Source organism: Enterobacter sp. SORGH_AS_0287 (assembly GCF_031453695.1).
Lineage (GTDB): Bacteria > Pseudomonadota > Gammaproteobacteria > Enterobacterales > Enterobacteriaceae > Enterobacter > Enterobacter ludwigii.
The window spans coordinates 920614-939574 of the sequence record NZ_JAVIZW010000001.1 but is presented as its reverse complement, the minus strand read 5'-3'; the positions used below and the strand labels follow the sequence as shown (position 1 = coordinate 939574).

The window sequence follows — 18961 nt, the reverse complement described above, 5'->3', positions numbered from 1 at the left end:
CGATAAATGAAAGTGGTCCCGCCCCTCTACTGCCAGGCCCTTCTGTTAATGAAAATCTGTGCGTCCACGGCTGGTGTAGCTATGGCGTACAGAACATTTCATTTTTTACGGGAAAAGAAGCATGTCAGATATCAGGCTTTATATGTTCCAGTCGGGCTATCAGCGTTGTAAATATCACGATATCAGGATGAATCAGGGTGAAGGCTCCGACTACATTATACCTGTCCCCTGGTTTTTACTGACGCATCCGCAGGGGAATGTTGTTATTGACGGTGGTCTTGCGGTGGAAGGGCTGAAGGATCCCCGCGCCTACTGGGGACCGACTGTTGACCAGTATCACCCCATCATGGATACAAACCAGGGCTGTAGAAGACAACTGGCGAAGCTCGGAATAAGGCCAGAATCGGTGCGTTATGTTTTACTCTCCCACCTCCATTCTGACCATACCGGCGCGATTGGCCGCTTTCCTGAAGCCACTCATCTTGTGCAGCGTGCTGAGTACGACTATGCCTTTTCACCGGACTGGTTTACCGCCGGGGCCTACTGTCGGAAAGATTTTCATCGCGAAGGTCTCAAATGGCAGTTTCTGGCAGGAGATGCCGATGACGGTTTTGATCTGTATCGCGACGGCGTTCTGAAAATTATTTACACACCAGGCCACTCCCCGGGTCATCAATCTTTTGTCGTCTCCTTGCCGAGTGGAAAATCGTTCACCCTGGCGATAGATGCTGCCTATACGCTTGACCATTTTCAGGATAAAGCCCTGCCTGGCTTGATGACATCGGCCAGTGAGGTGGCACGATCGGTGGCAAAACTAAGAGTGGTTACCCAGATGCATAATGCGGAAATTATTCCCGGGCACGATCCTGATATCTGGCCGCATTATGCGATGAAGACGGAGGGCTATAACTGATACGAACGGTGATAGTGACAATACCTCTTCCCTGAGGCGATAACCCTGGTCATTTATGCTTAGCACAGAGGCAAGCCTTCATTGCTATCACTCATGAATTTTAACCACCACTTTCCCCTTTGCATGCCCGCGAGCCAGATAGGCGAAGGCGTCGCCAGTTTCGGCAAAGGGGAAAACGTTGTCGATAACGGGTTTGATGCGTTGAGCGTCCATGAGTTCAGCGATTTGGCTAAGCTGGCTGCCATCAGGGCGGACAAAGAGAAACGAATAGGTTAACCCTCGTTTTTTTGACAGTCGCATGATTTTGCGGCTCATCAGTCCTAATACGAAACGCAGGAACACATTAAGGTGTCTTTCCCGTGCGAAAGCCGTATCTAACGGCCCGATCAGGGAAACTATCTTCCCTCCCGGTTTAAGGATTTGGGTGGATTTCTCAATCGCGTCACCTCTGATAGTCCCGAGGACAATATCGTAGCCGCTCAGCACTTTTTCGAATTCCTGCTTTTTATAGTCAACCACCTCATCTGCACCAAGGCGGCTCACCCAGTCAATGTTGGCGGTGCTGGTTGTCGTCCCTACCGTTGCGCCAAGGTGTTTTGCCAGTTGGATAGCAAAACTGCCAATTCCACCGGAGCCGGCCGGGATAAATACTTTCTGCCCCGCTCGCAGCTTCGCGCGTTCCGTCAGCGCTTGCCAGGAGGTGAGACCGACCATCGGAAGCGACGCTGCCTGTACGAAATCCAGAGTGGCGGGTTTTAACGCTGCAAGGTTTTCTGGCACCCGCACAAATTCAGCAAGCGAACCCGTTCCCCTGTCAAAAATACTGGCAAACACCTCATCGCCTGCGTTGAAACGCGTCACGCGACGTCCTGTGGCAACGACAACGCCGGACACGTCACTGCCCAACGTCGCGGGGAGACTGAAATGCAGAACACGTTTGAACATGCCGGTCGGGATCATGTTATCGATCGGGTTCAGACCTACTGCATACACTTTGACCAGAATTTCATCATCACCAGGGGAGGGAAAATCGACGTCGTCGAATCCCAGTTCAGGGGATTTACCATAGCGTTTGAACGTAAATGCTTTCATCGTCTTCTTATTCATTTGTCTTTTACTCTGCCGGGTTTGCCGGTGGCGTGTTTCTTACCAACGCTGTTGCTGAGTAAAAAAGCGATACCCAGGAATAGCTCGATAAATACTGCAATAACGATCTGCCCATTAACGTGTCCTGCATACCACTCAACAACGCCGGACACGGCTAAAATCAAACATAACGTACCGATCCCTGCTGCCAGGGCATAGCGTGCCAGCGTGGGCTCTGCATGCCTGGCGAATAAACACATCACCCCCAGGCCCGCGTACAGGGCGGCAGAGCGATGGCCGAGCACATCAGTTCCCGGTGTCGGCGTGATTCCCCACTGCGTTAACAGCAGTTGCGGGAAGAACATCCATATCGCCGTCAGGATGAAAAACAACCCGGCAGTCAGAATAGCCAGTTGAGAAAATTTCATATTCTTATTCTTTCGCGTCGAGCTGAAGACTGTTGCGTACTACCTTGTCCAGAAGTGAAGCAGGCGCAAAGCGGCGAATAAAATTCAGTTTCCCCGCCAGCGTGCCCGCCGTATAACGCACCTTAGGCCGTAAAGACTGGGCAGCCTTTAGCACCACATCAGCCACCACTTCCGGACGTTCCGCCTCGTCCATTGCCTTGCTGACGACGTTGTTCAGCTTAGCCCGGAGCGGTTCATATTCTTCTAGCTTCGCGTCAGGTTCTAAATTGTTTGCGTCGAACTGTGTCTTTATATAAGCCGGCTCGATCACGGAAACCCTGATACCCTGTGCGCGCAGTTCATGGTCCAGCGCGCCCGTATACCCTTCAACCGCATGCTTACTGGCTGCATACAGTGCCACGTACGGTAGCGGGACAATCCCTAATATCGAACCAATGTTGATGATGCGGCCACTGCCCTGATGGCGCATGTGCGGGATCACTGCCCGCGTCATTCTGACCAGGCCAAGAAAGTTGGTGTCGAAAATACGCCTGGCCTGATCAATCGAACTTTCTTCCGCGGCCGCAGGAGCAACCCCAAAGCCCGCATTATTCACCAGCAAATCTATCCGCCCTTCCAGGTGCAGTAACGCCTCAATGGCGGCGCTCACGGACGCATCGTCCGTCACATCAAGCGTTAATAACGCAAAGGGATGCGTGCCTGCCTGCGCACCGCGCCGGCTGGTGCCATAGACCGTATACCCCGCGGCAAGCAGTTTTTTAGCCGACGCCTCACCGATCCCCGAAGAAGCTCCGGTCACCAGTGCTACACGTTTTTTTGTCATTCTCACTACGCTCTCTTGATGGAGTCCTGCTCACCCTGCAGCGCAACAACACGCTGCAGGGAAACAACGCGGCATAGGGTTATGCCGAATCCCCGTGGCTACACTGTGTACCGTTCTGCCGCTTTAGCCTGATTGATATCCGCCAGCAGAGCCTGACGCGCCTTCTCCAGGTCATCCCAGTGGGCAGCATTTTGTAAAGGAGGGATGGTGACGAGTTCGCGACGATCAAAGCCGGCCAGGGCTGCGTCAACTAACTGACCCACTTCCATCATCTCGGGCGCCTTACTGATATCAATACCTGCACGCTCCCAGATTTCGGTGTAAGTGCCGGCCGGAAGTACCGCCTGGACGTAAACGCCCGCGGAGGACAGCTCAATATGCAATCCCTGCGACAGGAAAAGCACAAAGGCTTTGGTGGCACCGTAAACCGTCATGGCAAATTCCGGGGCGAGCCCAACGACGGAACTGATATTGACGATTGCGCCTTCTCCGGTTTTGACAAACCGAGGCGCCGCGGCACTGGCAAGCCTCGTCAGCGCAGTGACGTTCAGGGCGATAAGACGCTCAATTGCCTCAGGCGTCTGGCCGGTAAAATTGCCCGACTGTGCCATGCCTGCGTTGTTAATCAGCACCCCTATTTTTTCGTCTTCACGAAGACGAGCTTCCACCGTCGCTAAATCCGCTGCCTGAGTGAGATCGGCTGGCAGAACATCTACAGAAACGCCCTTCTCCTGTCGCAGACGCTCGGCGAGTGCGTCTAATTTTGTTTTATCGCGGGCAACCAGAACCAGGTCATGTCCACGGCTCGCAAATCTTTGCGCATAAACAGCACCAATACCCGTCGATGCGCCTGTAATGAGAACTGAAGTTTTCGTCATATGTGATCTTCTTTATTAAATGTTGAACAGAATCTGCACTGTTCGATGCAGGTAAATCCGGGGATATGTCCGGCTCTCTTTGCTGATCTCAGTCAGACTGACAGAGCGCGCATACCTCTGCGAAGCGCCGTCGGGGACATGGATTTAATGATGATGATCATAATCTATAAAGTCAACTGGTTTGATTATGATCATCATCAATGTATAATTGAGCCTTGTTTTGTAAGGGGGCGGGAACGCATGAAAGTGTCAAAAGAGCAGGTTCGGGAAAACCGAATGCGCATTGTTGAAACGGCATCAGAACTTTTTCGTGAGCGCGGCTATGACGGCGTGGGCGTGGCGGAGCTGATGTCTGCGGCGGGTTTAACCCACGGCGGGTTTTATAAGCACTTTGGTTCAAAGGCCGACCTGATGTCAGAAGCCATGAACTGTGGTTTTGTACACGCCGCGGAAAACCTGGCGGGTGTGGATCGAGAAAAATTCATTGAATATTACCTCTCCCGACAGCATCGCGATGATATGGCCAGGGGTTGTGTGATGTCTGCCCTGGGCACCGACACCGCCCGTCAGTCTGAGTCCATCAAAGAGACATTTGCAGCCGGGGTTGAACGCCAGCTGGCAATGTTAAGCGACGAAAATGTCTCACGTGCTGACCTGATAGACACCTTTGCACATCTTGTCGGGGCTCTGGTGTTGTCCCGTGCCTGCCCGGATAATTCTGCGCTCGCTGACGAAATTCTGGATGTCTGCCGCTCGCGTATTCTGCGTGAGGAGCCGCGAAAAGAGTGAATATTTTGCAGCCGGGTGAGTGATTGCCAGGAGATATCAGGAAGATTTGATGACGGAGGTCATAAAAAAGGTAGGTATTTTTGAGAAAAGTTTTGGAGAGGTTTTGGAGAAAGAAAAAAAGTTATATATTCCAGCCCGTTAAATCCAAATATACCTTCTGAGTTCAGAGGCTTACTCATGTCATGGCAATACTTCAAACAGACTTACCTGGTTAAGTTCTGGTCACCTGTACCCGCCGTTATCGCAGCGGGGATCCTGTCTACTTACTATTTCGGCATTACCGGTACGTTCTGGGCTGTAACCGGCGAGTTTACCCGCTGGGGTGGACAGCTGCTGCAGCTTGCCGGTGTGCATGCTGAAGAGTGGGGTTACTTTAAGCTCATTCATCTGGAAGGCACTCCGCTGACCCGCATCGACGGGATGATGATCATCGGCATGTTCGGCGGCTGTTTTGCCGCCGCGCTGTGGGCAAACAACGTTAAGCTGAGAATGCCAAAAAGTCGGATCCGCATCGTACAGGCGGTCATCGGCGGCATGATTGCCGGTTTCGGTGCGCGCCTGGCGATGGGCTGTAACCTTGCCGCCTTCTTTACCGGTATCCCACAGTTTTCGCTACATGCCTGGTTCTTTGCCGTCGCTACCGCCATCGGTTCTTACTTTGGCGCAAAATTTACCCTTTTGCCGCTGTTCCGTATTCCCGTCAGGATGGTTAAAGTCAGCGCCGCATCGCCGCTGCCGCAAAAACCGGCTCAGGCACACCGTCGTTTCCGCCTGGGGATGCTGGTCTTTTTCGCCATGGTGGCATGGGCACTGTGTACAGCGCTCAATCAACCTAAACTGGGTCTGGCAATGCTGTTTGGCGTGGGCTTTGGTTTGCTTATTGAACGCGCGCAGATCTGCTTTACTTCAGCGTTTCGCGATATGTGGATCACCGGGCGAACAATGATGGCAAAAGCGATTATTGCCGGGATGGCGGTGAGTGCTATCGGCATCTTCAGCTATGTTCAGTTAGGTGTTGAACCGAAAATCATGTGGGCCGGCCCGAATGCGGTGATTGGCGGCCTGCTGTTTGGCTTCGGGATTGTGCTGGCTGGCGGTTGTGAAACCGGCTGGATGTACCGCGCCGTTGAAGGTCAGGTGCATTACTGGTGGGTTGGCCTGGGGAACGTGCTCGGGTCAACTCTCCTCGCGTACTACTGGGATTCCCTTTCTCCTGTCCTCGCGACAAACTGGGATAAGGTCAACCTGCTCAGCACGTTCGGCCCACTCGGTGGCCTGTTGGTCACGTACGCCCTGCTGCTGGTCGCTTTTTTACTGGTGATTGCGCAGGAGAAACGGTTCTTCCGCCGTGCCGCTGTCAAAAATGAAACGCAGGAGAATGCCGCATGAAAGAGATCGTGCCTGACTATCGTCTGGATATGGTGGGCGAACCCTGCCCTTATCCCGCTGTCGCCACGCTGGAAGCCCTGCCTCAGCTCAGGAAAGGGGAAATTCTGGAGGTGGTGAGCGACTGCCCGCAGTCCATCAACAACATTCCTCTGGATGCTAAAAACCACGGTTACACCGTGCTGGACATTCAACAGGATGGGCCAACCATTCGTTATTTGATACAGAAATAATCCCGCCACAGACGCTCCTTAACCGGGGCGTCTCCTGCCCCAAAAATCCGCCTTACGTCCCACTTTGGCGGTAAATGCAGCCCCCTGTTCTCCCCCGGAACTACACTTAAAGTGGATAAAAAACAAACAGGAGGTGTGGCATGTTTGCGTCAATTCTCGTTCCTGTCGATATTTCAGAGCGTCGCCTGACCGAACAGGTGATTCCCTATGTTCAGGCGAACGCAGCAATCAGTAACGGCAAAGTGCATTTTCTGACTGTCGTTCCTTCTTTCCCCTACTATTCCTCTCTTGGGCTGGCCTATTCCGTTGAGATGCCAAAACTGGAGGAAATGCAGCAGGAGGCGCTGGCGAAATTGAATGAGATCGTTACGCAGTTCAATTTACCGGCCGACCGCATTCAGACCCACGCCATTTCTGGCACGCCTAAAGATCAGATCCTGAAACTGGCTGAGAGTATCAATGCAGACCTGATAATTATTGCGTCTCATCGACCTGATATTTCGACCTATCTGTTAGGTTCTAACGCTGCGGTCGTCGTGCGCCACGCAAAATGCCCGGTGCTGGTGGTGCGTTAGCGTGCCTGCGAGGAAAGATAAGCCCCGGGCTATCGGGGCTTATTTACTGTGAAAGTGACCGTTTCTGTTTGACGGCTTTTATTCGGTGATAAACACCATATTTGCACGGCACGCAGCGTTTCGCGTTCAAACACCCCTTCAGGCTGTGCAGAGACAATACGTATATCGTATGGATGACCATCGTCGCCCACAGAAAAAGAGAAAACAACGTTACCCTCAATGCCCAGCGCCTGTGCCTTTACGGGCATGGCAGGGAAAGGCTTATTCGTTATTCCATTGCACGGTTTCTGCGCCGGTTCAGGTTGCATGGGCTGTTGATGGCAGCCAGAAATGAGCGTAACCGCAGCCGCAATAATTATTCTTTTCAATATTATGTCCTGTAAAATTTAACGTCTCGCTTTTCGAGAACAGTATATTGCGACATCTGGCATTAATCTCCTCCCAACTCCGATAGCCTGCTTGCGGAATAACTTTCATAAATGGACTTTCTCATGAATCAAATTCTTTCGTCAGTGTGTATTACTGCTGTGCTTGCCGGATGTGTTCCCCTTCCCCCTAAACGCTGTCACAAACAACGTGCCCCCGATGCCTGTACTTATAAGCATTCCGGTAAAGCCTCGGATAACAATATCCACTGGCTACAGGCCTGCGCCATTGAGCAATCACTGGACGCCGCACTGACCGATCCTCACGCATAAAGCGGTAAGCGGTGCAACCTGCACCTCGACTTTAGGAATGGTGTGAATAGGTTATTGTCAGGCGTTGGCTGACGCGGCTAAACGGGCAGTATTTCGGCCGTTTACGGTTCAGCATGTATTTGATGAGATGAGTTCAGCACGCTGGAATATGGAGGGGCAACCTTAATCCCCCCGAAGCAAGACTGGCCATAACCAGGCCAGTCTCAGGGGATAAATCAGAAACGATAACCCGCGGAGAACATAAACACCCACGGATCGAGGCGAGTGCTGATACTTTGCTGTTCACCGCCCGCTTTAAAGCGAACGTCGGTATCAATGTCCATGTACCAGACCGAGGCGTTAATTAACCAGTCACGGTTAATCAGATAGTCCAGCCCCACCTGCCCCGCAACACCCCACGAGTCTTTCAGACTGAGATCGGTAAGCCCGGCTTCTTTACCGGTATCGTTAAATTTCTCGTCGAAGAAGGTGGTGTAGTTCACCCCTGCGCCAATATACGGACGCACCTTACTGTTAGCATCACCAAAGTACCACTGCGCCATCAGTGTTGGCGGTAAATGGTGCACCGTCGCGATATCCCCGGTTGGCCCTAAACCGACGCGATGACGGAATGGCGTTGCTGCCAGAAGCTCAACACCAATGTTCTCCGTCGCCATATACGTAAAGGTCAAACCGAGCTGGGTATTGTTGCTGACGTTAAAACCGCCCATACCCAGTACGCTATCAGAGCCTTCTGTTGGACGCACCGTTGCCGAACCGGCACGAATAAAGAATTCACCTGCTTCATGCGCATACGCGCCGCCAGAGAGACTGCTTAATACAAGGGCTGCCACCGCTAATTTTTTCATATCCGCTCCATCGTTGTGGTTTTAGTCGCGGAGGAGAATATACTCACAAATGAGTAATAAGTGATCTGCTACAGATCACATTAAAACCAGTAAGTTAACATTCATTGATCTGGGTTAATTTTTGGTGACACACCGTAAAGCGATAAGTTGTCGTCAGGTCAATTTCTGGCATTTCGGCGTTACAAAATTTTCTCTTTTCACCCTCTTGCTCTTCCTCTCGCGGCTGGATAATTTAGCGCTCTCACAAGTTGATTTGATGCGTTCTTCTTTTGCAGGTGTGCCATGAGTGATGTTAACCCGTGCATGACGTGCGGAGCCTGTTGTGCGTATTTTCGAGTCTCTTTCTACTGGGCCGAAGCCAGCGATGGCGGCGGTACCGTTCCGGTTCATCTCACTGAACCGTTAACGCCTTTTCTGCGCTGCATGAGCGGCACCAACCAAAAACCGTGCCGATGCGCTGCGCTTCATGGTGAACCTGGGGTGTCCACCCGGTGCTCTATCTACGAGCACCGCCCCAGCCCGTGCCGGGAATTTTCCATGTCAGGTGAGGATGGGCAGGTCAATGAAGCCTGTAATCGTGCCCGTGCGCGCTTTGGATTACCGCCGCTTTACAAAGATATGCTTTTCCATACAAGCCTTGATGCTGCCACGACAGTGTTATCCGGTGTACAATTGCCGGCTAATTAACACCTGCAATACTCAAGGAGAGTGCATGTCTATCACGGCGAAGTCTGTCTACCGTGACACGGGAAACTTTTTCCGCAATCAGTTCTTAACCTTTTTACTGATCGCGTTGCTATGCGCCTTCATTACAGTGGTGCTTGGTCATGCGTTCTCGCCAAGTGACGAACAGATTGCCAGCCTGAGCCAGGGCGACAACCTTGCAGATAGCGTGGGGTTGTTTGAACTGGTACAAAACATGACGCCGGAGCAGCAACAAATCCTGCTGCGGGCTTCCGCTGCTTCGACATTCTCTGGTCTTATCGGCAATGCGATTCTGGCAGGTGGCGTTCTGCTGATGATTCAGCTGGTTTCCGCCGGTCAGCGCGTCAGCGCCCTGCGGGCGATTGGTGCCAGCGCGCCGGTATTACCGAAGCTGTTTATCCTCATCTTTTTAACCACCATGCTGGTGCAGATGGGGATTATGCTGGTCGTCGTGCCGGGTGTATTACTGGCTATCGTGCTCTCTTTCGCGCCGGTAATGGTCGTGCAGGATAAACTGGGGATCTTTACCGCGATGCGCAGCAGCATCCGGCTCGCCTGGGCAAATATACGCCTGGTGGCACCGGCTGTTATCGGCTGGCTGTTGGCGAAAACGCTCCTGCTGCTGTTTGCCCCGAATTTTGCGGTACTCACGCCAAATGTTGGCGCGGTGGTGGCAAATACGCTGAGCAACCTCATTTCAGCGGTACTGCTGGTCTATCTGTTCCGCCTGTATATGTTAATTCGTCAGTAATCCTGTGGCCGGGAACGTCAGCCCGGCCCTACACAGAAGATGGAATCACAGAATGAAGCAGTTTCTTGATTTTTTACCGCTCGTGGTCTTTTTCGCTTTCTACAAGCTGTATGACATTTATGCCGCCACGACTGCACTGATCGTGGCCACAGCGGTTGTGCTGATCTATAGCTGGGTTCGCTACCGTAAAGTTGAAAAAATGGCGCTGGTGACCTTCGTCCTGGTCGCGGTGTTTGGTGGACTCACCCTGTTCTTCCACAACGATGAATTCATCAAATGGAAAGTCACGGTGATTTACGCTCTGTTTGCGGGTGCGTTACTGATTAGCCAGTGGGTGATGAAGAAGCCGCTGATCCAGCGCATGCTGGGCAAAGAGCTGACGCTGCCTCAGGAAGTGTGGTCCCGACTGAATATCGCCTGGGCGATCTTCTTTATTCTCTGTGGTCTTGCCAATATCTATATTGCTTTCTGGCTGCCGCAGAATATCTGGGTCAACTTCAAGGTCTTTGGCCTGACGGCTCTGACGCTCATCTTCACGCTGTTAAGTGGCGTTTATATCTATCGCCACATGCCACAGGACGACCAGCACTGATCGTTCACCGACCAGAACGTGTGCAGCAGGCGTTCTGGTCTATTCTCTCCAGCCTGAAATCATAGTAGCATCCCGCCTGAAGTCTTCAGTTACGAGTTAAAACAATGACAACAAATAACGCCCCTCAGGGCGAACTGGTTTTACGCACACTGGCAATGCCCGCTGACACCAATGCCAATGGCGATATTTTTGGCGGCTGGCTGATGTCGCAAATGGATATGGGCGGCGCTATTCTGGCAAAAGAGATTGCACATGGCCGGGTAGTGACGGTGAGAGTGGATGGCATGACCTTCCTGCGCCCGGTTGCAGTGGGTGATGTGGTTTGCTGTTACGCGCGTTGCGTAAAACGTGGCAATACCTCCATCTCCATTAACATCGAAGTGTGGGTGAAAAAGGTCTCGTCCGAACCCATTGGACAGCGTTATAAAGCGACAGAAGCGCTGTTTATTTATGTGGCCGTGGACAACGAAGGTAAACCCCGACCGCTTCCTCAGGCCTGATTGTCCGGTAAAAAAAAGCCTCCTTGCGGAGGCTTTTTTTATTCCATCTGTGCCCCGCCATTCAGGCGGAAGACAATATTCACGATCAGTCCGTTGCCCGGTTTACCGGCTTCATAACGCCATCTGCGCATCGCCGTTTTCACTTCTCTCTCGAACATATTAGACGGCTGCGCGGACAGTATTTCCACGTTCTCAACACGCCCTTCCGGCGTAACATCGAATTTCACCCGTACACGGCCCTCAATACGTAATGCCTGAGCACGAGCCGGATACTGCGGCTGATTACGGCTGACCGCACGCGGTCCCGCAGGTGCGGTGACTGTCGGTTTGGCTGTCGTCGTGGTGTTATTCATCACCGGACGCGAAGGTGCTGCGTTTTCTACCGTCTGCGTGGCGCGGGGTTCAACCGGACGCGTTTCGCGTTTTGGACGTTCTTCTACCTTCTTCACCGGTTTTGGCTTCGGCTTAGGTTTCGGCTTCGGCTCGGGTTTGTGGATCACCACCGGAGCTTCTTTTGGCGGTTCCGGCACCGGTTCAGGTTCGGGTTCCGGTTCGGCGACGGGCTGTGGCGGCGGAGGCGCAACCTGCGGTGGTTCGAGATCCGCTGGCGATACCATCGTCACAGAAATAGGCTGTGCGGGCGCTGGCATTTCAACAACCTGATGAACCGAGGTATAAAGCAAACCCGCCACGACAGCACCGTGAATAACGACAGAAAGCAGCGTCGGCCAGGGAAAGCGGCGAGGTAAATCAAGGGTCATCGAAGTCATAATCATCAACGTTAAAAAACCGAACACTGATTTTAAATGCAAATAGCAATCATATTCAATAAGACACTTTGTCCTGGCGCAATTTAAGCGCAAGAGAGGCCAAAAAAGGCGCATTCAGATCAGGGTTTTAACATTGTTTTTATCTTTACATTGCAGTCAGTTGCCCTTTCACATAACGTTACTGACACTTTTAATGGTTAAGGAGCTTCACCGTGCTTTACGTGATTTACTCTGAAGATGTCGCTGATTCCCTCGAAAAACGCCAGTCCGTTCGCCCTGCCCATCTGGCGCGTTTACAACTGCTCCAGGATGAAGGTCGATTACTGACCGCGGGTCCAATGCCTGCGGTAGACAGCAATGACCCTGGCGCTGCCGGTTTCGCGGGCTCCACGGTGATCGCCGAGTTTGAATCCCTGGAAGCGGCTCAGGCCTGGGCTGATGCAGACCCGTACGTTGCCGCAGGTGTCTATGCGAAGGTGACGGTTCGCCCGTACAAGAAAGTGTTTTGATACAAAAGTGGCTCCGAAAGGAGCCACTCATCTCTTCAGTGCAGTGACGCTAAGCGCGCCGCAAATCCGACAAACAGCAGCCCAATCAGCCCGTTCCCCAGCTTTGCCAGTTTCTTTTTGGTTTTCAGATAACGCGTGACAAACGCACCAGAGAAGATCAGGAAGCTCATATACATAAAGCTAATCAGCTCCAGCGTGGTCGCGAGGATCAGGAAAGACGTGCCCGTGTTTTTCGCATTCACATCGATGAACTGCACAAAGAACGAGACATAGAACAAAATAGCCTTTGGATTCGTCAGGCTCAGCACCAGCGAGCGTTTCATGATCATGCTCGCAGGCTCGGTTCCGCTCTCATGGGTATTCTTCTGACGGGTGATGACTGACCAGAGCATTTTGCCGCCGAGCCACAGGAGATAGAAAGCACCGAGGTAGCGCACAATATTAAACAGAACCGGGGTCGTCTGGATTAATGCTGCGACGCCCGCCCAGGCCAGAAACATCAGCACTGCATCGCCGATAAACACGCCAGTGGCGGCGAGATACCCTTTTTTAACACCGTGCCCAATACCGGTTTTCAGTACAAACAATGTGTTCGGTCCAGGCACCAGCACGATAAAAAATGCCCCTACAACATAGGTCCAGAAATTAAGTACACCAAACTCCGCAAACACCTCTCCCTCCTTTTGCTAAAAAACGACGGGAATATCGCTGCAAATACGATATCCCCAAAATCAGACGCTATTGTACGCCGTTATAGCCATCAAGATAAGTCGTAGCCAGTTCGTTACCAAATAAAACGGCGTCCTTCTCTTCCATTTGAGACGTCCATTTATCCGCGGTATTACCGTCGAAAGCATGCTCCGTTTTCGCCTGATTCTTCAGTTGATCGCGAATGCTTTGGGCGTACTGGTTAGCCTCAGACCGTGTGCGTCCTGCAGCGCGATCGGTTTTCCCCTGCTCATACAGCTCACGGAACTGAGGGACATTCAGACGATAATTTTGCGATACACTTGACGTAAAATTGCCGCCAGTAAAATTGGTTTTATGCGACACGAAATAATAAGCATGCCTTTCCGGTGACGTTTTACTGCTGGCACAACCGCTCAACACGGCAATCCCAAGAAGGGCTGCAACCACTTTTCCGTTCATCTCTTTTCCTTTTTAGTTTATCCAGTGCGATATCCCGCTGAGCAGTAAATTAATCAACGCGGATAATGACGATAATCCTGCGTTTTCCCTGATCGCATCCAGCGCAAGCAGCACAATAAATACCCAGAGATAAGGATTCATCTTTGAAATGCATAAGATTAAGAGGGCGGAGTATATCGCGGAATGAATCGGGGGAGAGACTGCGAAAAATGATAGCCTGAAAATCAGTGGGCACCTTAACGGTGCCCTGATGGTTCTCAGATAACCTGTGTAGCGAACAGCAACGCGTTACGGTGTCTGGTCATTCCACATTTTCTGATGGCGTGTATACGCATATTGCGGCGGGATTGTGCTTCCAGCCAACGAGCCTTGCGACGACTCACCTGTCGCAACATGCGCCAGCGCCCTACTTCTGTTCTACTGCGCTTCATGTTTACAACTCTTTCTCTAACAGAAACCCCATTATAAACCCAACCCCGCAGCAAACCAGCGCTTTTAACTGGCGTTTTTATTTGCCAGATGATTCCTGATGCGTACACTCATAACAATACGCTTTCAAAAGGATTTTTTACCTATGACAACCTTCTACACCGTGGTGAGTTGGCTGGTCATTCTGGGATACTGGCTGTTAATCGCGGGTGTGACTTTGCGCATCCTGATGAAGCGCAGAGCCGTACCCTCTGCCATGGCCTGGCTGCTGATAATCTACATCCTGCCGCTGGTGGGAATTATTGCCTATCTCTCTTTCGGTGAGCTTCATCTGGGTAAACGCCGTGCCGAGCGTGCCCGCGCCATGTGGCCTTCAACCGCCAAATGGCTCAACGATCTCAAAGCCTGCAAACATATCTTTGCCGAGGAGAACAGCAGTGTTGCCTCCTCGCTGTTTAAGCTGTGCGAACTCCGTCAGGGTATTGGCGGCGTTAAGGGCAACCAGCTCCAGTTGCTGACCTCCTCGGATGACGTCATGCAGGCCCTCATCCGCGATATTCAACTGGCTCGCCATAATATCGAGATGGTGTTCTATATCTGGCAGCCTGGCGGCATGGCCGATCAGGTTGCTGAATCGCTGATGGCCGCTGCGCGTCGGGGCATTCATTGCCGACTGTTGCTGGATTCCGCTGGCAGCGTCGCCTTCTTCCGTAGCCCCTGGGCGGGCATGATGCGTAATGCCGGTATTGAAGTGGTTGAGGCGCTGAAGGTCAATCTCTTGCGTGTGTTTCTGCGCCGGATGGACCTTCGCCAGCACCGTAAAATGATCATGATCGACAACTATATTGCCTATACCGGCAGCATGAACATGGTTGACCCGCGGTTCTTCAAGCAGGACTCGGGTGTCGGGCAGTGGGTAGACCTGATGGCGAGAATGGAGGGGCCCATTGCCACCTCGATGGGTATCGTTTATTCCTGCGACTGGGAGATAGAAACCGGGAAACGTATCCTGCCGCCGCCACCGGATGGCAATATCATGCCGTTTGAAGAGGCCAGCGGGCACACCATCCATACTATCGCTTCCGGACCGGGCTTCCCGGAGGACCTGATCCATCAGGCGTTGCTGACAGCCACTTACGCAGCGCGTGAATATTTGATCATGACCACCCCCTACTTTGTTCCCAGCGATGACCTGCTGCACGCCATCTGTACCGCGGCACAGCGCGGTGTCGATGTGAGTATCATCTTGCCACGCAAAAATGACTCGCTTCTGGTGGGCTGGGCCAGCCGGGCATTCTTCAGTGAACTGCTGGCTGCGGGGGTGAAAATCTACCAGTTTGAAGGCGGATTACTCCATACCAAGAGCGTGCTTGTCGACGGCGAGTTAAGTCTCGTGGGTACGGTTAACCTGGATATGCGCAGTCTGTGGCTGAACTTTGAAATCACACTGGTGATCGATGATGCCGGCTTTGGCGGCGATCTGGCCGCGGTCCAGGATGATTATATCTCCCGCTCGCGACTGCTGGATGCCAGACTGTGGGTTAAACGCCCGCTGTGGCAGAGAATTACCGAACGACTGTTTTACTTCTTTAGTCCGTTGCTGTAAAACGTGCCCAACGATGTTAAACAGGTAGTCATCATGGAAATGGATCTGAACAATCGCCTGACCGAAGACGAAACGCTCGAACAGGCCTATGACATTTTTCTCGAACTGGCGGTTGATAACCTCGATCCCGCAGACGTGATCCTCTTTAATCTCCAGTTTGAAGAGCGCGGGGGCGCCGAGTTGTTCGACCCTTCTGAAGACTGGGCTGAACATGTGGATTTCGACCTCAATCCTGACTTCTTTGCCGAAGTGGTGATTGGCCTGGCCGATGAAGATGGCGGTGAAATTAACGACATCTTCGCCCGCGTCCTGCTGTGTCGCGAGAAAAACCACAAGCTGTGTCATATTCTCTGGCGCGAATAATAAAAAAGGCTGCGATTGCAGCCTTTTTTATTTAATCCGGTAACTCACTTCCGCACTGATTACAAAACCGCGCGCTGTGTTCATGTTCACCCTGGTGACATTTCGGGCATTTTCGTTGCGCCTTACGGTTCTGAAAGGCGCTGCTCATGTGCGTAGTAATGAGCCCTGTCGGGACCGCAATCACCGAATAACCAATCAGAATCAGTACCGAGGCGACAATCCGTCCCAGCGGAGTGTGAGGGGCTATATCACCATAGCCAACGGTTGTGACGGTCACAATCGCCCAATAAACAGAAGCATTCAGCGTTGAGAAGCCATTCTTCGGCCCTTCTATCAAATACATCAGCGCGCCGAATATCACCATGACGATGGCAATAAATGAATAAAACAGGATCAGCTGATGCCGCGCGCTGACGATGGCACTCCAAAATATCCGCAATGACGGCATAAACCGCAGCAGTTTAAGAATGCGTAACACCCGAATAACGCGCATCGCTCGCCAGGCAAAAACATAGCTCAGACTGATTTCTGGCCATAGCCACATGACATAGAGCGGCAGGATCGTGGCTAAATCAATAAATCCCCAGAAGCTGAAGACATATTTGGCCGGGTCAGGCCAACAGAATACCCGCAGGAAATATTCAGCGGTAAAGACCAGCGTAATGACCAGCTCCAGCCAGACAAAGAGATGCCATTCTTCCAGCGTCAGGTGATACTGCGTTCCGACGCCCGATTCGATAAAAATGATCACCACGCTGAGCAGCGCAAACAGGGCGCAGAGGGCTTCAAAACGCCTTCCGGTTACCGTTTCAGGATCGAATAAAAGATGATAGAGCCGCCGACGGGCTGAGGTAAATAATCGCGACACATTAACCTCGCAAATAATAAGGGCTGACATCATGTCAGCCCTTGCGATTATAACGGGTCTACTTTCAGGCAGGAAACCGCATGTCGGAAACTGCCCTCCAGAACCGGACGTGTTTTTGCACATTCCGGCCCGGCCATCGGGCATCGCGTACGGAATACACAACCGGACGGCGGGTTAATCGGGGACGGTAATTCACCTTCCAGAAGCTGGATGGTTTTATTTTTTTCCAGATCCGGATCGGGAATCGGTACCGCAGACATCAGTGCCCGGGTATATGGGTGCAGTGGGTTATGGTACACCTCATCGTAAGTCCCTAATTCCACCGCATGACCCAGATACATCACCAGTACGCGGTCAGAAATGTGTTTCACCACCGCGAGGTCATGCGCAATGAAGATCAGCGACAGCCCCATTTCACGTTGCAGTTTCTGCAGCAGGTTAACCACCTGCGCCTGAATAGAGACGTCCAGCGCCGAGACGGGCTCGTCACAGATAATCAGCTTCGGCTCAAGGATCAAGGCGCGGGCGATACCGATACGCTGGCACTGACCACCGGAGAATTCGTGCGGGTAACGGTTGACGAGGTTAGGCAACAAGCCCACTTTCATCATCATTGCCTTCACACGGTCGCGTACTTCCTGACGCGGCATCTTCGGATGATAGGTCCGCAGTGGCTCAGCAATGATCTCACCGATGGTCATACGCGGGTTCAATGAGGCCAGCGGATCCTGGAAAATCATCTGGATGTCGCTACGCACATCGCGCCACTCGTCTGGCTTCATGCCCAGCAGATCTTTACCCAGCCAGGCAACTTTGCCGTCGGTGGCTTTCACGAGGCCTATGATGGCACGCGCAAATGTGGATTTACCGCAACCGGACTCACCCACCACCCCCAGAGTTTCCCCTTCATACAGACGAAGCGTTACGCCATCGACCGCTTTCAGGGTTTTCGGCGGCTGCCAGAACCACTGTTTTCCGTCTTTAATGTCGAAATGCACCTTAAGGTCAGCAATTTCGAGCAGGACATTTCTTTTTTCATCTAATGCGTTCATACCAGATCCTCCTGCGGCTTAAAGCAGGCGCGCAGACGGCCTGGTGCAAACTCTTCCAGCGGCGGCGCGGTATTGCAGATTTCCATCGCGTGCGGGCAGCGTGGCTGGAACGGACAGCCTTTCGGCAGACGCAGCAGGTTTGGCGGGTTGCCTGGAATGGTCAGCAGGGATTCCCCTTCTGCATCGAGGCGCGGCACCGCATTCAGCAGACCAATGGAGTAAGGGTGTGCAGGCTGGTAGAACACGTCGCGCGCCTTACCATACTCCATGGTGCGACCGGCATACATCACCAGTACCTTGTCACAGATACCGGCCACTACGCCCAGATCGTGAGTGATCATGATAATCGCGGTGTTGAACTCACGCTTAAGCTCGTTCAGCAGCGTCATGATCTGTGCCTGGACGGTCACATCAAGCGCGGTGGTTGGTTCATCGGCAATCAGCAGTTTTGGCCGGCACATCAGCGCCATCGCAATCATGACACGCTGACGCATACCGCCGGAGAACTCATGCGGGAACATGCGCATACGCTTGCGCGCTTCCGGCATTTTCACCGCGTCGAGCATTTTGACGGACTCCTCAAAGGCTTCTGCTTTGCCCAGGCCTTTGTGCAGCATCAGCACTTCCATCAGCTGCTCGCCGACACGCATATACGGGTTCAGCGAGGTCATCGGGTCCTGGAATATCATCGAAATCTGCTCAGCGCGCAGCTTGTTCAGCTCGTATTCCGGCAGGTTGAGGATCTCACGCCCGTTGAATTTGGCGGAACCGCCAATGACACCGTTAGACGCCAGCAGCCCCATCAACGCAAAGGCGGTTTGGGATTTACCGGAACCCGACTCGCCCACGATCCCCAGCGTTTCACCCGCACGCAGGTTGAAGTTGAGATCGTTCACGGCGGTCACATCGCCATCCGGCGTTTTAAAGGTCACGCGGAGGTCTTTTACGTCCAGCAGAAGGTTACCCTGCTGTTGCGCCTGTGGCGCAGTGGCCGTTTCAATAATCGTCAT

Annotated in this window: 27 protein-coding genes; 13 read left to right on the top strand and 14 right to left on the bottom strand. The window is 52.6% G+C overall.

What is annotated here, in order from left to right:
* Positions 1 to 121 precede the first annotated feature (121 nt).
* Complete coding sequence (gene attM, locus QE396_RS04445; protein WP_032680856.1) at positions 122 to 913, top strand: N-acyl homoserine lactonase AttM; 792 nt, start codon at positions 122 to 124, stop codon at positions 911 to 913.
* An 87-nt stretch (positions 914 to 1000) separates the two neighbouring features.
* Here attM and QE396_RS04440 read toward each other — a convergent pair whose 3' ends face one another.
* The 4 genes from QE396_RS04440 to QE396_RS04425 form a co-directional block, all read right to left on the bottom strand.
* Positions 1001 to 2020 carry an NADP-dependent oxidoreductase gene (locus tag QE396_RS04440; RefSeq protein ID WP_309950093.1) on the bottom strand — a complete coding sequence of 340 codons (1020 nt, stop codon included), beginning with the start codon at positions 2018 to 2020 and terminating at the stop codon, positions 1001 to 1003.
* Positions 2017 to 2427 carry a hypothetical protein gene (locus QE396_RS04435; protein ID WP_309950090.1) on the bottom strand — a complete coding sequence of 137 codons (411 nt, stop codon included), beginning with the start codon at positions 2425 to 2427 and terminating at the stop codon, positions 2017 to 2019. Before QE396_RS04435 ends, QE396_RS04440 begins: the two co-directional genes overlap by 4 nt.
* Before the next feature lie 4 nt (positions 2428 to 2431).
* Positions 2432 to 3250: an oxidoreductase gene (locus QE396_RS04430; RefSeq protein ID WP_309950088.1), complete on the bottom strand. Its 819-nt coding sequence runs from the start codon at positions 3248 to 3250 to the stop codon at positions 2432 to 2434.
* A gap of 98 nt (positions 3251 to 3348) precedes the next feature.
* The gene (locus QE396_RS04425; RefSeq protein ID WP_047356802.1) at positions 3349 to 4128 is read right to left on the bottom strand and encodes an SDR family oxidoreductase; all 780 of its coding nucleotides are present in this window, start codon (positions 4126 to 4128) and stop codon (positions 3349 to 3351) included.
* A 240-nt stretch (positions 4129 to 4368) separates the two neighbouring features.
* Here QE396_RS04425 and QE396_RS04420 point away from each other — a divergent pair, with 240 nt between their 5' ends.
* From QE396_RS04420 to uspF, 4 genes are all read left to right on the top strand, one after another.
* Positions 4369 to 4917 (top strand): TetR/AcrR family transcriptional regulator, encoded by a 549-nt coding sequence (locus QE396_RS04420; RefSeq protein ID WP_032681991.1) that lies wholly within the window; start codon positions 4369 to 4371, stop codon positions 4915 to 4917.
* 177 nt (positions 4918 to 5094) lie between these two features.
* Complete coding sequence (gene yedE / locus QE396_RS04415; RefSeq protein WP_309950084.1) at positions 5095 to 6306, top strand: selenium metabolism membrane protein YedE/FdhT; 1212 nt, start codon at positions 5095 to 5097, stop codon at positions 6304 to 6306.
* Positions 6303 to 6536 carry a sulfurtransferase-like selenium metabolism protein YedF gene (yedF, locus tag QE396_RS04410; RefSeq protein ID WP_014170428.1) on the top strand — a complete coding sequence of 78 codons (234 nt, stop codon included), beginning with the start codon at positions 6303 to 6305 and terminating at the stop codon, positions 6534 to 6536. The genes yedE and yedF overlap by 4 nt, the downstream gene beginning before the upstream one ends.
* A 140-nt stretch (positions 6537 to 6676) precedes the next feature.
* The gene (gene uspF, locus QE396_RS04405; RefSeq protein ID WP_014170429.1) at positions 6677 to 7111 is read left to right on the top strand and encodes a universal stress protein UspF; all 435 of its coding nucleotides are present in this window, start codon (positions 6677 to 6679) and stop codon (positions 7109 to 7111) included.
* Positions 7112 to 7140: 29 nt separating this feature from the next.
* Here the strand turns inward: uspF and QE396_RS04400 are convergent, their stop codons facing one another.
* Positions 7141 to 7479 (bottom strand): energy transducer TonB, encoded by a 339-nt coding sequence (locus tag QE396_RS04400; RefSeq protein ID WP_080127469.1) that lies wholly within the window; start codon positions 7477 to 7479, stop codon positions 7141 to 7143.
* Between the two features lie 123 nt (positions 7480 to 7602).
* On the opposite strand from QE396_RS04400, the gene QE396_RS04395 reads away from it, so the two are divergent.
* Positions 7603 to 7809 (top strand): hypothetical protein, encoded by a 207-nt coding sequence (locus tag QE396_RS04395; protein ID WP_226876133.1) that lies wholly within the window; start codon positions 7603 to 7605, stop codon positions 7807 to 7809.
* Between the two features lie 215 nt (positions 7810 to 8024).
* On the opposite strand, the gene ompW is transcribed toward QE396_RS04395, so the two are convergent.
* On the bottom strand, positions 8025 to 8657 hold the full coding sequence (ompW, locus tag QE396_RS04390; protein ID WP_014170432.1) for an outer membrane protein OmpW: 633 nt from the start codon (positions 8655 to 8657) through the stop codon (positions 8025 to 8027).
* A gap of 282 nt (positions 8658 to 8939) precedes the next feature.
* On the opposite strand from ompW, the gene QE396_RS04385 reads away from it, so the two are divergent.
* The 4 genes from QE396_RS04385 (at position 8940) to yciA (ending at position 11205) form a co-directional block, all read left to right on the top strand.
* Complete coding sequence (locus tag QE396_RS04385; RefSeq protein WP_020882389.1) at positions 8940 to 9344, top strand: YkgJ family cysteine cluster protein; 405 nt, start codon at positions 8940 to 8942, stop codon at positions 9342 to 9344.
* A gap of 25 nt (positions 9345 to 9369) precedes the next feature.
* Positions 9370 to 10113 (top strand): YciC family protein, encoded by a 744-nt coding sequence (locus tag QE396_RS04380; RefSeq protein WP_020882388.1) that lies wholly within the window; start codon positions 9370 to 9372, stop codon positions 10111 to 10113.
* A 52-nt stretch (positions 10114 to 10165) separates the two neighbouring features.
* Positions 10166 to 10705: a septation protein A gene (locus tag QE396_RS04375; RefSeq protein WP_020882387.1), complete on the top strand. Its 540-nt coding sequence runs from the start codon at positions 10166 to 10168 to the stop codon at positions 10703 to 10705.
* A gap of 104 nt (positions 10706 to 10809) precedes the next feature.
* A complete protein-coding gene (gene yciA, locus QE396_RS04370; protein ID WP_014170435.1) occupies positions 10810 to 11205 on the top strand; it encodes an acyl-CoA thioester hydrolase YciA in 396 nt (131 codons plus the stop codon).
* A 38-nt stretch (positions 11206 to 11243) separates the two neighbouring features.
* On the opposite strand, the gene tonB is transcribed toward yciA, so the two are convergent.
* Positions 11244 to 11966 carry a TonB system transport protein TonB gene (gene tonB, locus QE396_RS04365; protein WP_025203933.1) on the bottom strand — a complete coding sequence of 241 codons (723 nt, stop codon included), beginning with the start codon at positions 11964 to 11966 and terminating at the stop codon, positions 11244 to 11246.
* A 221-nt stretch (positions 11967 to 12187) separates the two neighbouring features.
* Here tonB and QE396_RS04360 point away from each other — a divergent pair, with 221 nt between their 5' ends.
* Complete coding sequence (locus QE396_RS04360; protein ID WP_014170437.1) at positions 12188 to 12484, top strand: YciI family protein; 297 nt, start codon at positions 12188 to 12190, stop codon at positions 12482 to 12484.
* Between the two features lie 35 nt (positions 12485 to 12519).
* Here QE396_RS04360 and leuE read toward each other — a convergent pair whose 3' ends face one another.
* The 4 genes from leuE to QE396_RS04345 form a co-directional block, all read right to left on the bottom strand.
* The gene (leuE, locus tag QE396_RS04355) at positions 12520 to 13155 is read right to left on the bottom strand and encodes a leucine efflux protein LeuE (RefSeq protein WP_020882385.1); all 636 of its coding nucleotides are present in this window, start codon (positions 13153 to 13155) and stop codon (positions 12520 to 12522) included.
* 67 nt (positions 13156 to 13222) lie between these two features.
* A complete protein-coding gene (locus tag QE396_RS04350; protein WP_020882384.1) occupies positions 13223 to 13633 on the bottom strand; it encodes an Exc2 family lipoprotein in 411 nt (136 codons plus the stop codon).
* Between the two features lie 12 nt (positions 13634 to 13645).
* Positions 13646 to 13774 (bottom strand): KPN_01571 family protein, encoded by a 129-nt coding sequence (locus QE396_RS23485; protein WP_014170440.1) that lies wholly within the window; start codon positions 13772 to 13774, stop codon positions 13646 to 13648.
* A 116-nt stretch (positions 13775 to 13890) separates the two neighbouring features.
* Complete coding sequence (locus QE396_RS04345) at positions 13891 to 14064, bottom strand: YciY family protein (RefSeq protein WP_086463573.1); 174 nt, start codon at positions 14062 to 14064, stop codon at positions 13891 to 13893.
* Between the two features lie 143 nt (positions 14065 to 14207).
* On the opposite strand from QE396_RS04345, the gene cls reads away from it, so the two are divergent.
* Both cls and QE396_RS04335 read left to right on the top strand, forming a co-directional pair.
* Entirely contained in the window at positions 14208 to 15668 is a 1461-nt protein-coding gene (gene cls / locus QE396_RS04340) for a cardiolipin synthase (protein ID WP_014170441.1), read from the top strand.
* A gap of 33 nt (positions 15669 to 15701) precedes the next feature.
* Positions 15702 to 16031 carry an HI1450 family dsDNA-mimic protein gene (locus QE396_RS04335; RefSeq protein WP_020882383.1) on the top strand — a complete coding sequence of 110 codons (330 nt, stop codon included), beginning with the start codon at positions 15702 to 15704 and terminating at the stop codon, positions 16029 to 16031.
* Positions 16032 to 16062: 31 nt separating this feature from the next.
* Here the strand turns inward: QE396_RS04335 and QE396_RS04330 are convergent, their stop codons facing one another.
* Genes QE396_RS04330 through QE396_RS04320 form a run of 3 tightly spaced genes read right to left on the bottom strand, consistent with a single transcriptional unit; the run spans position 16063 to position 18961 of the window.
* Positions 16063 to 16932 (bottom strand): ion transporter, encoded by an 870-nt coding sequence (locus QE396_RS04330; RefSeq protein ID WP_020882382.1) that lies wholly within the window; start codon positions 16930 to 16932, stop codon positions 16063 to 16065.
* 14 nt (positions 16933 to 16946) lie between these two features.
* The gene (oppF, locus tag QE396_RS04325) at positions 16947 to 17951 is read right to left on the bottom strand and encodes a murein tripeptide/oligopeptide ABC transporter ATP-binding protein OppF (RefSeq protein WP_014170444.1); all 1005 of its coding nucleotides are present in this window, start codon (positions 17949 to 17951) and stop codon (positions 16947 to 16949) included.
* On the bottom strand, positions 17948 to 18961 hold the full coding sequence (locus QE396_RS04320) for an ABC transporter ATP-binding protein (RefSeq protein ID WP_014170445.1): 1014 nt from the start codon (positions 18959 to 18961) through the stop codon (positions 17948 to 17950). Before QE396_RS04320 ends, oppF begins: the two co-directional genes overlap by 4 nt.

Bases quoted from the DNA above. Each gene is read 5' to 3' on its own strand.
- attM (WP_032680856.1), top strand. From the start codon at position 122: ATGTCAGATATCAGGCTTTATATGTTCCAGTCGGGCTATCAGCGTTGT.
- QE396_RS04440 (WP_309950093.1), bottom strand. From the start codon at position 2,020: ATGAATAAGAAGACGATGAAAGCATTTACGTTCAAACGCTATGGTAAA.
- QE396_RS04435 (WP_309950090.1), bottom strand. From the start codon at position 2,427: ATGAAATTTTCTCAACTGGCTATTCTGACTGCCGGGTTGTTTTTCATC.
- QE396_RS04430 (WP_309950088.1), bottom strand. From the start codon at position 3,250: ATGACAAAAAAACGTGTAGCACTGGTGACCGGAGCTTCTTCGGGGATC.
- QE396_RS04425 (WP_047356802.1), bottom strand. From the start codon at position 4,128: ATGACGAAAACTTCAGTTCTCATTACAGGCGCATCGACGGGTATTGGT.
- QE396_RS04420 (WP_032681991.1), top strand. From the start codon at position 4,369: ATGAAAGTGTCAAAAGAGCAGGTTCGGGAAAACCGAATGCGCATTGTT.
- yedE (WP_309950084.1), top strand. From the start codon at position 5,095: ATGTCATGGCAATACTTCAAACAGACTTACCTGGTTAAGTTCTGGTCA.
- yedF (WP_014170428.1), top strand. From the start codon at position 6,303: ATGAAAGAGATCGTGCCTGACTATCGTCTGGATATGGTGGGCGAACCC.
- uspF (WP_014170429.1), top strand. From the start codon at position 6,677: ATGTTTGCGTCAATTCTCGTTCCTGTCGATATTTCAGAGCGTCGCCTG.
- QE396_RS04395 (WP_226876133.1), top strand. From the start codon at position 7,603: ATGAATCAAATTCTTTCGTCAGTGTGTATTACTGCTGTGCTTGCCGGA.
- ompW (WP_014170432.1), bottom strand. From the start codon at position 8,657: ATGAAAAAATTAGCGGTGGCAGCCCTTGTATTAAGCAGTCTCTCTGGC.
- QE396_RS04385 (WP_020882389.1), top strand. From the start codon at position 8,940: ATGAGTGATGTTAACCCGTGCATGACGTGCGGAGCCTGTTGTGCGTAT.
- QE396_RS04380 (WP_020882388.1), top strand. From the start codon at position 9,370: ATGTCTATCACGGCGAAGTCTGTCTACCGTGACACGGGAAACTTTTTC.
- QE396_RS04375 (WP_020882387.1), top strand. From the start codon at position 10,166: ATGAAGCAGTTTCTTGATTTTTTACCGCTCGTGGTCTTTTTCGCTTTC.
- yciA (WP_014170435.1), top strand. From the start codon at position 10,810: ATGACAACAAATAACGCCCCTCAGGGCGAACTGGTTTTACGCACACTG.
- tonB (WP_025203933.1), bottom strand. From the start codon at position 11,966: ATGACCCTTGATTTACCTCGCCGCTTTCCCTGGCCGACGCTGCTTTCT.
- QE396_RS04350 (WP_020882384.1), bottom strand. From the start codon at position 13,633: ATGAACGGAAAAGTGGTTGCAGCCCTTCTTGGGATTGCCGTGTTGAGC.
- QE396_RS23485 (WP_014170440.1), bottom strand. From the start codon at position 13,774: ATGAATCCTTATCTCTGGGTATTTATTGTGCTGCTTGCGCTGGATGCG.
- QE396_RS04345 (WP_086463573.1), bottom strand. From the start codon at position 14,064: ATGAAGCGCAGTAGAACAGAAGTAGGGCGCTGGCGCATGTTGCGACAG.
- cls (WP_014170441.1), top strand. From the start codon at position 14,208: ATGACAACCTTCTACACCGTGGTGAGTTGGCTGGTCATTCTGGGATAC.
- QE396_RS04335 (WP_020882383.1), top strand. From the start codon at position 15,702: ATGGAAATGGATCTGAACAATCGCCTGACCGAAGACGAAACGCTCGAA.
- QE396_RS04330 (WP_020882382.1), bottom strand. From the start codon at position 16,932: ATGATGTCAGCCCTTATTATTTGCGAGGTTAATGTGTCGCGATTATTT.
- oppF (WP_014170444.1), bottom strand. From the start codon at position 17,951: ATGAACGCATTAGATGAAAAAAGAAATGTCCTGCTCGAAATTGCTGAC.
- QE396_RS04320 (WP_014170445.1), bottom strand. From the start codon at position 18,961: ATGACGATTATTGAAACGGCCACTGCGCCACAGGCGCAACAGCAGGGT.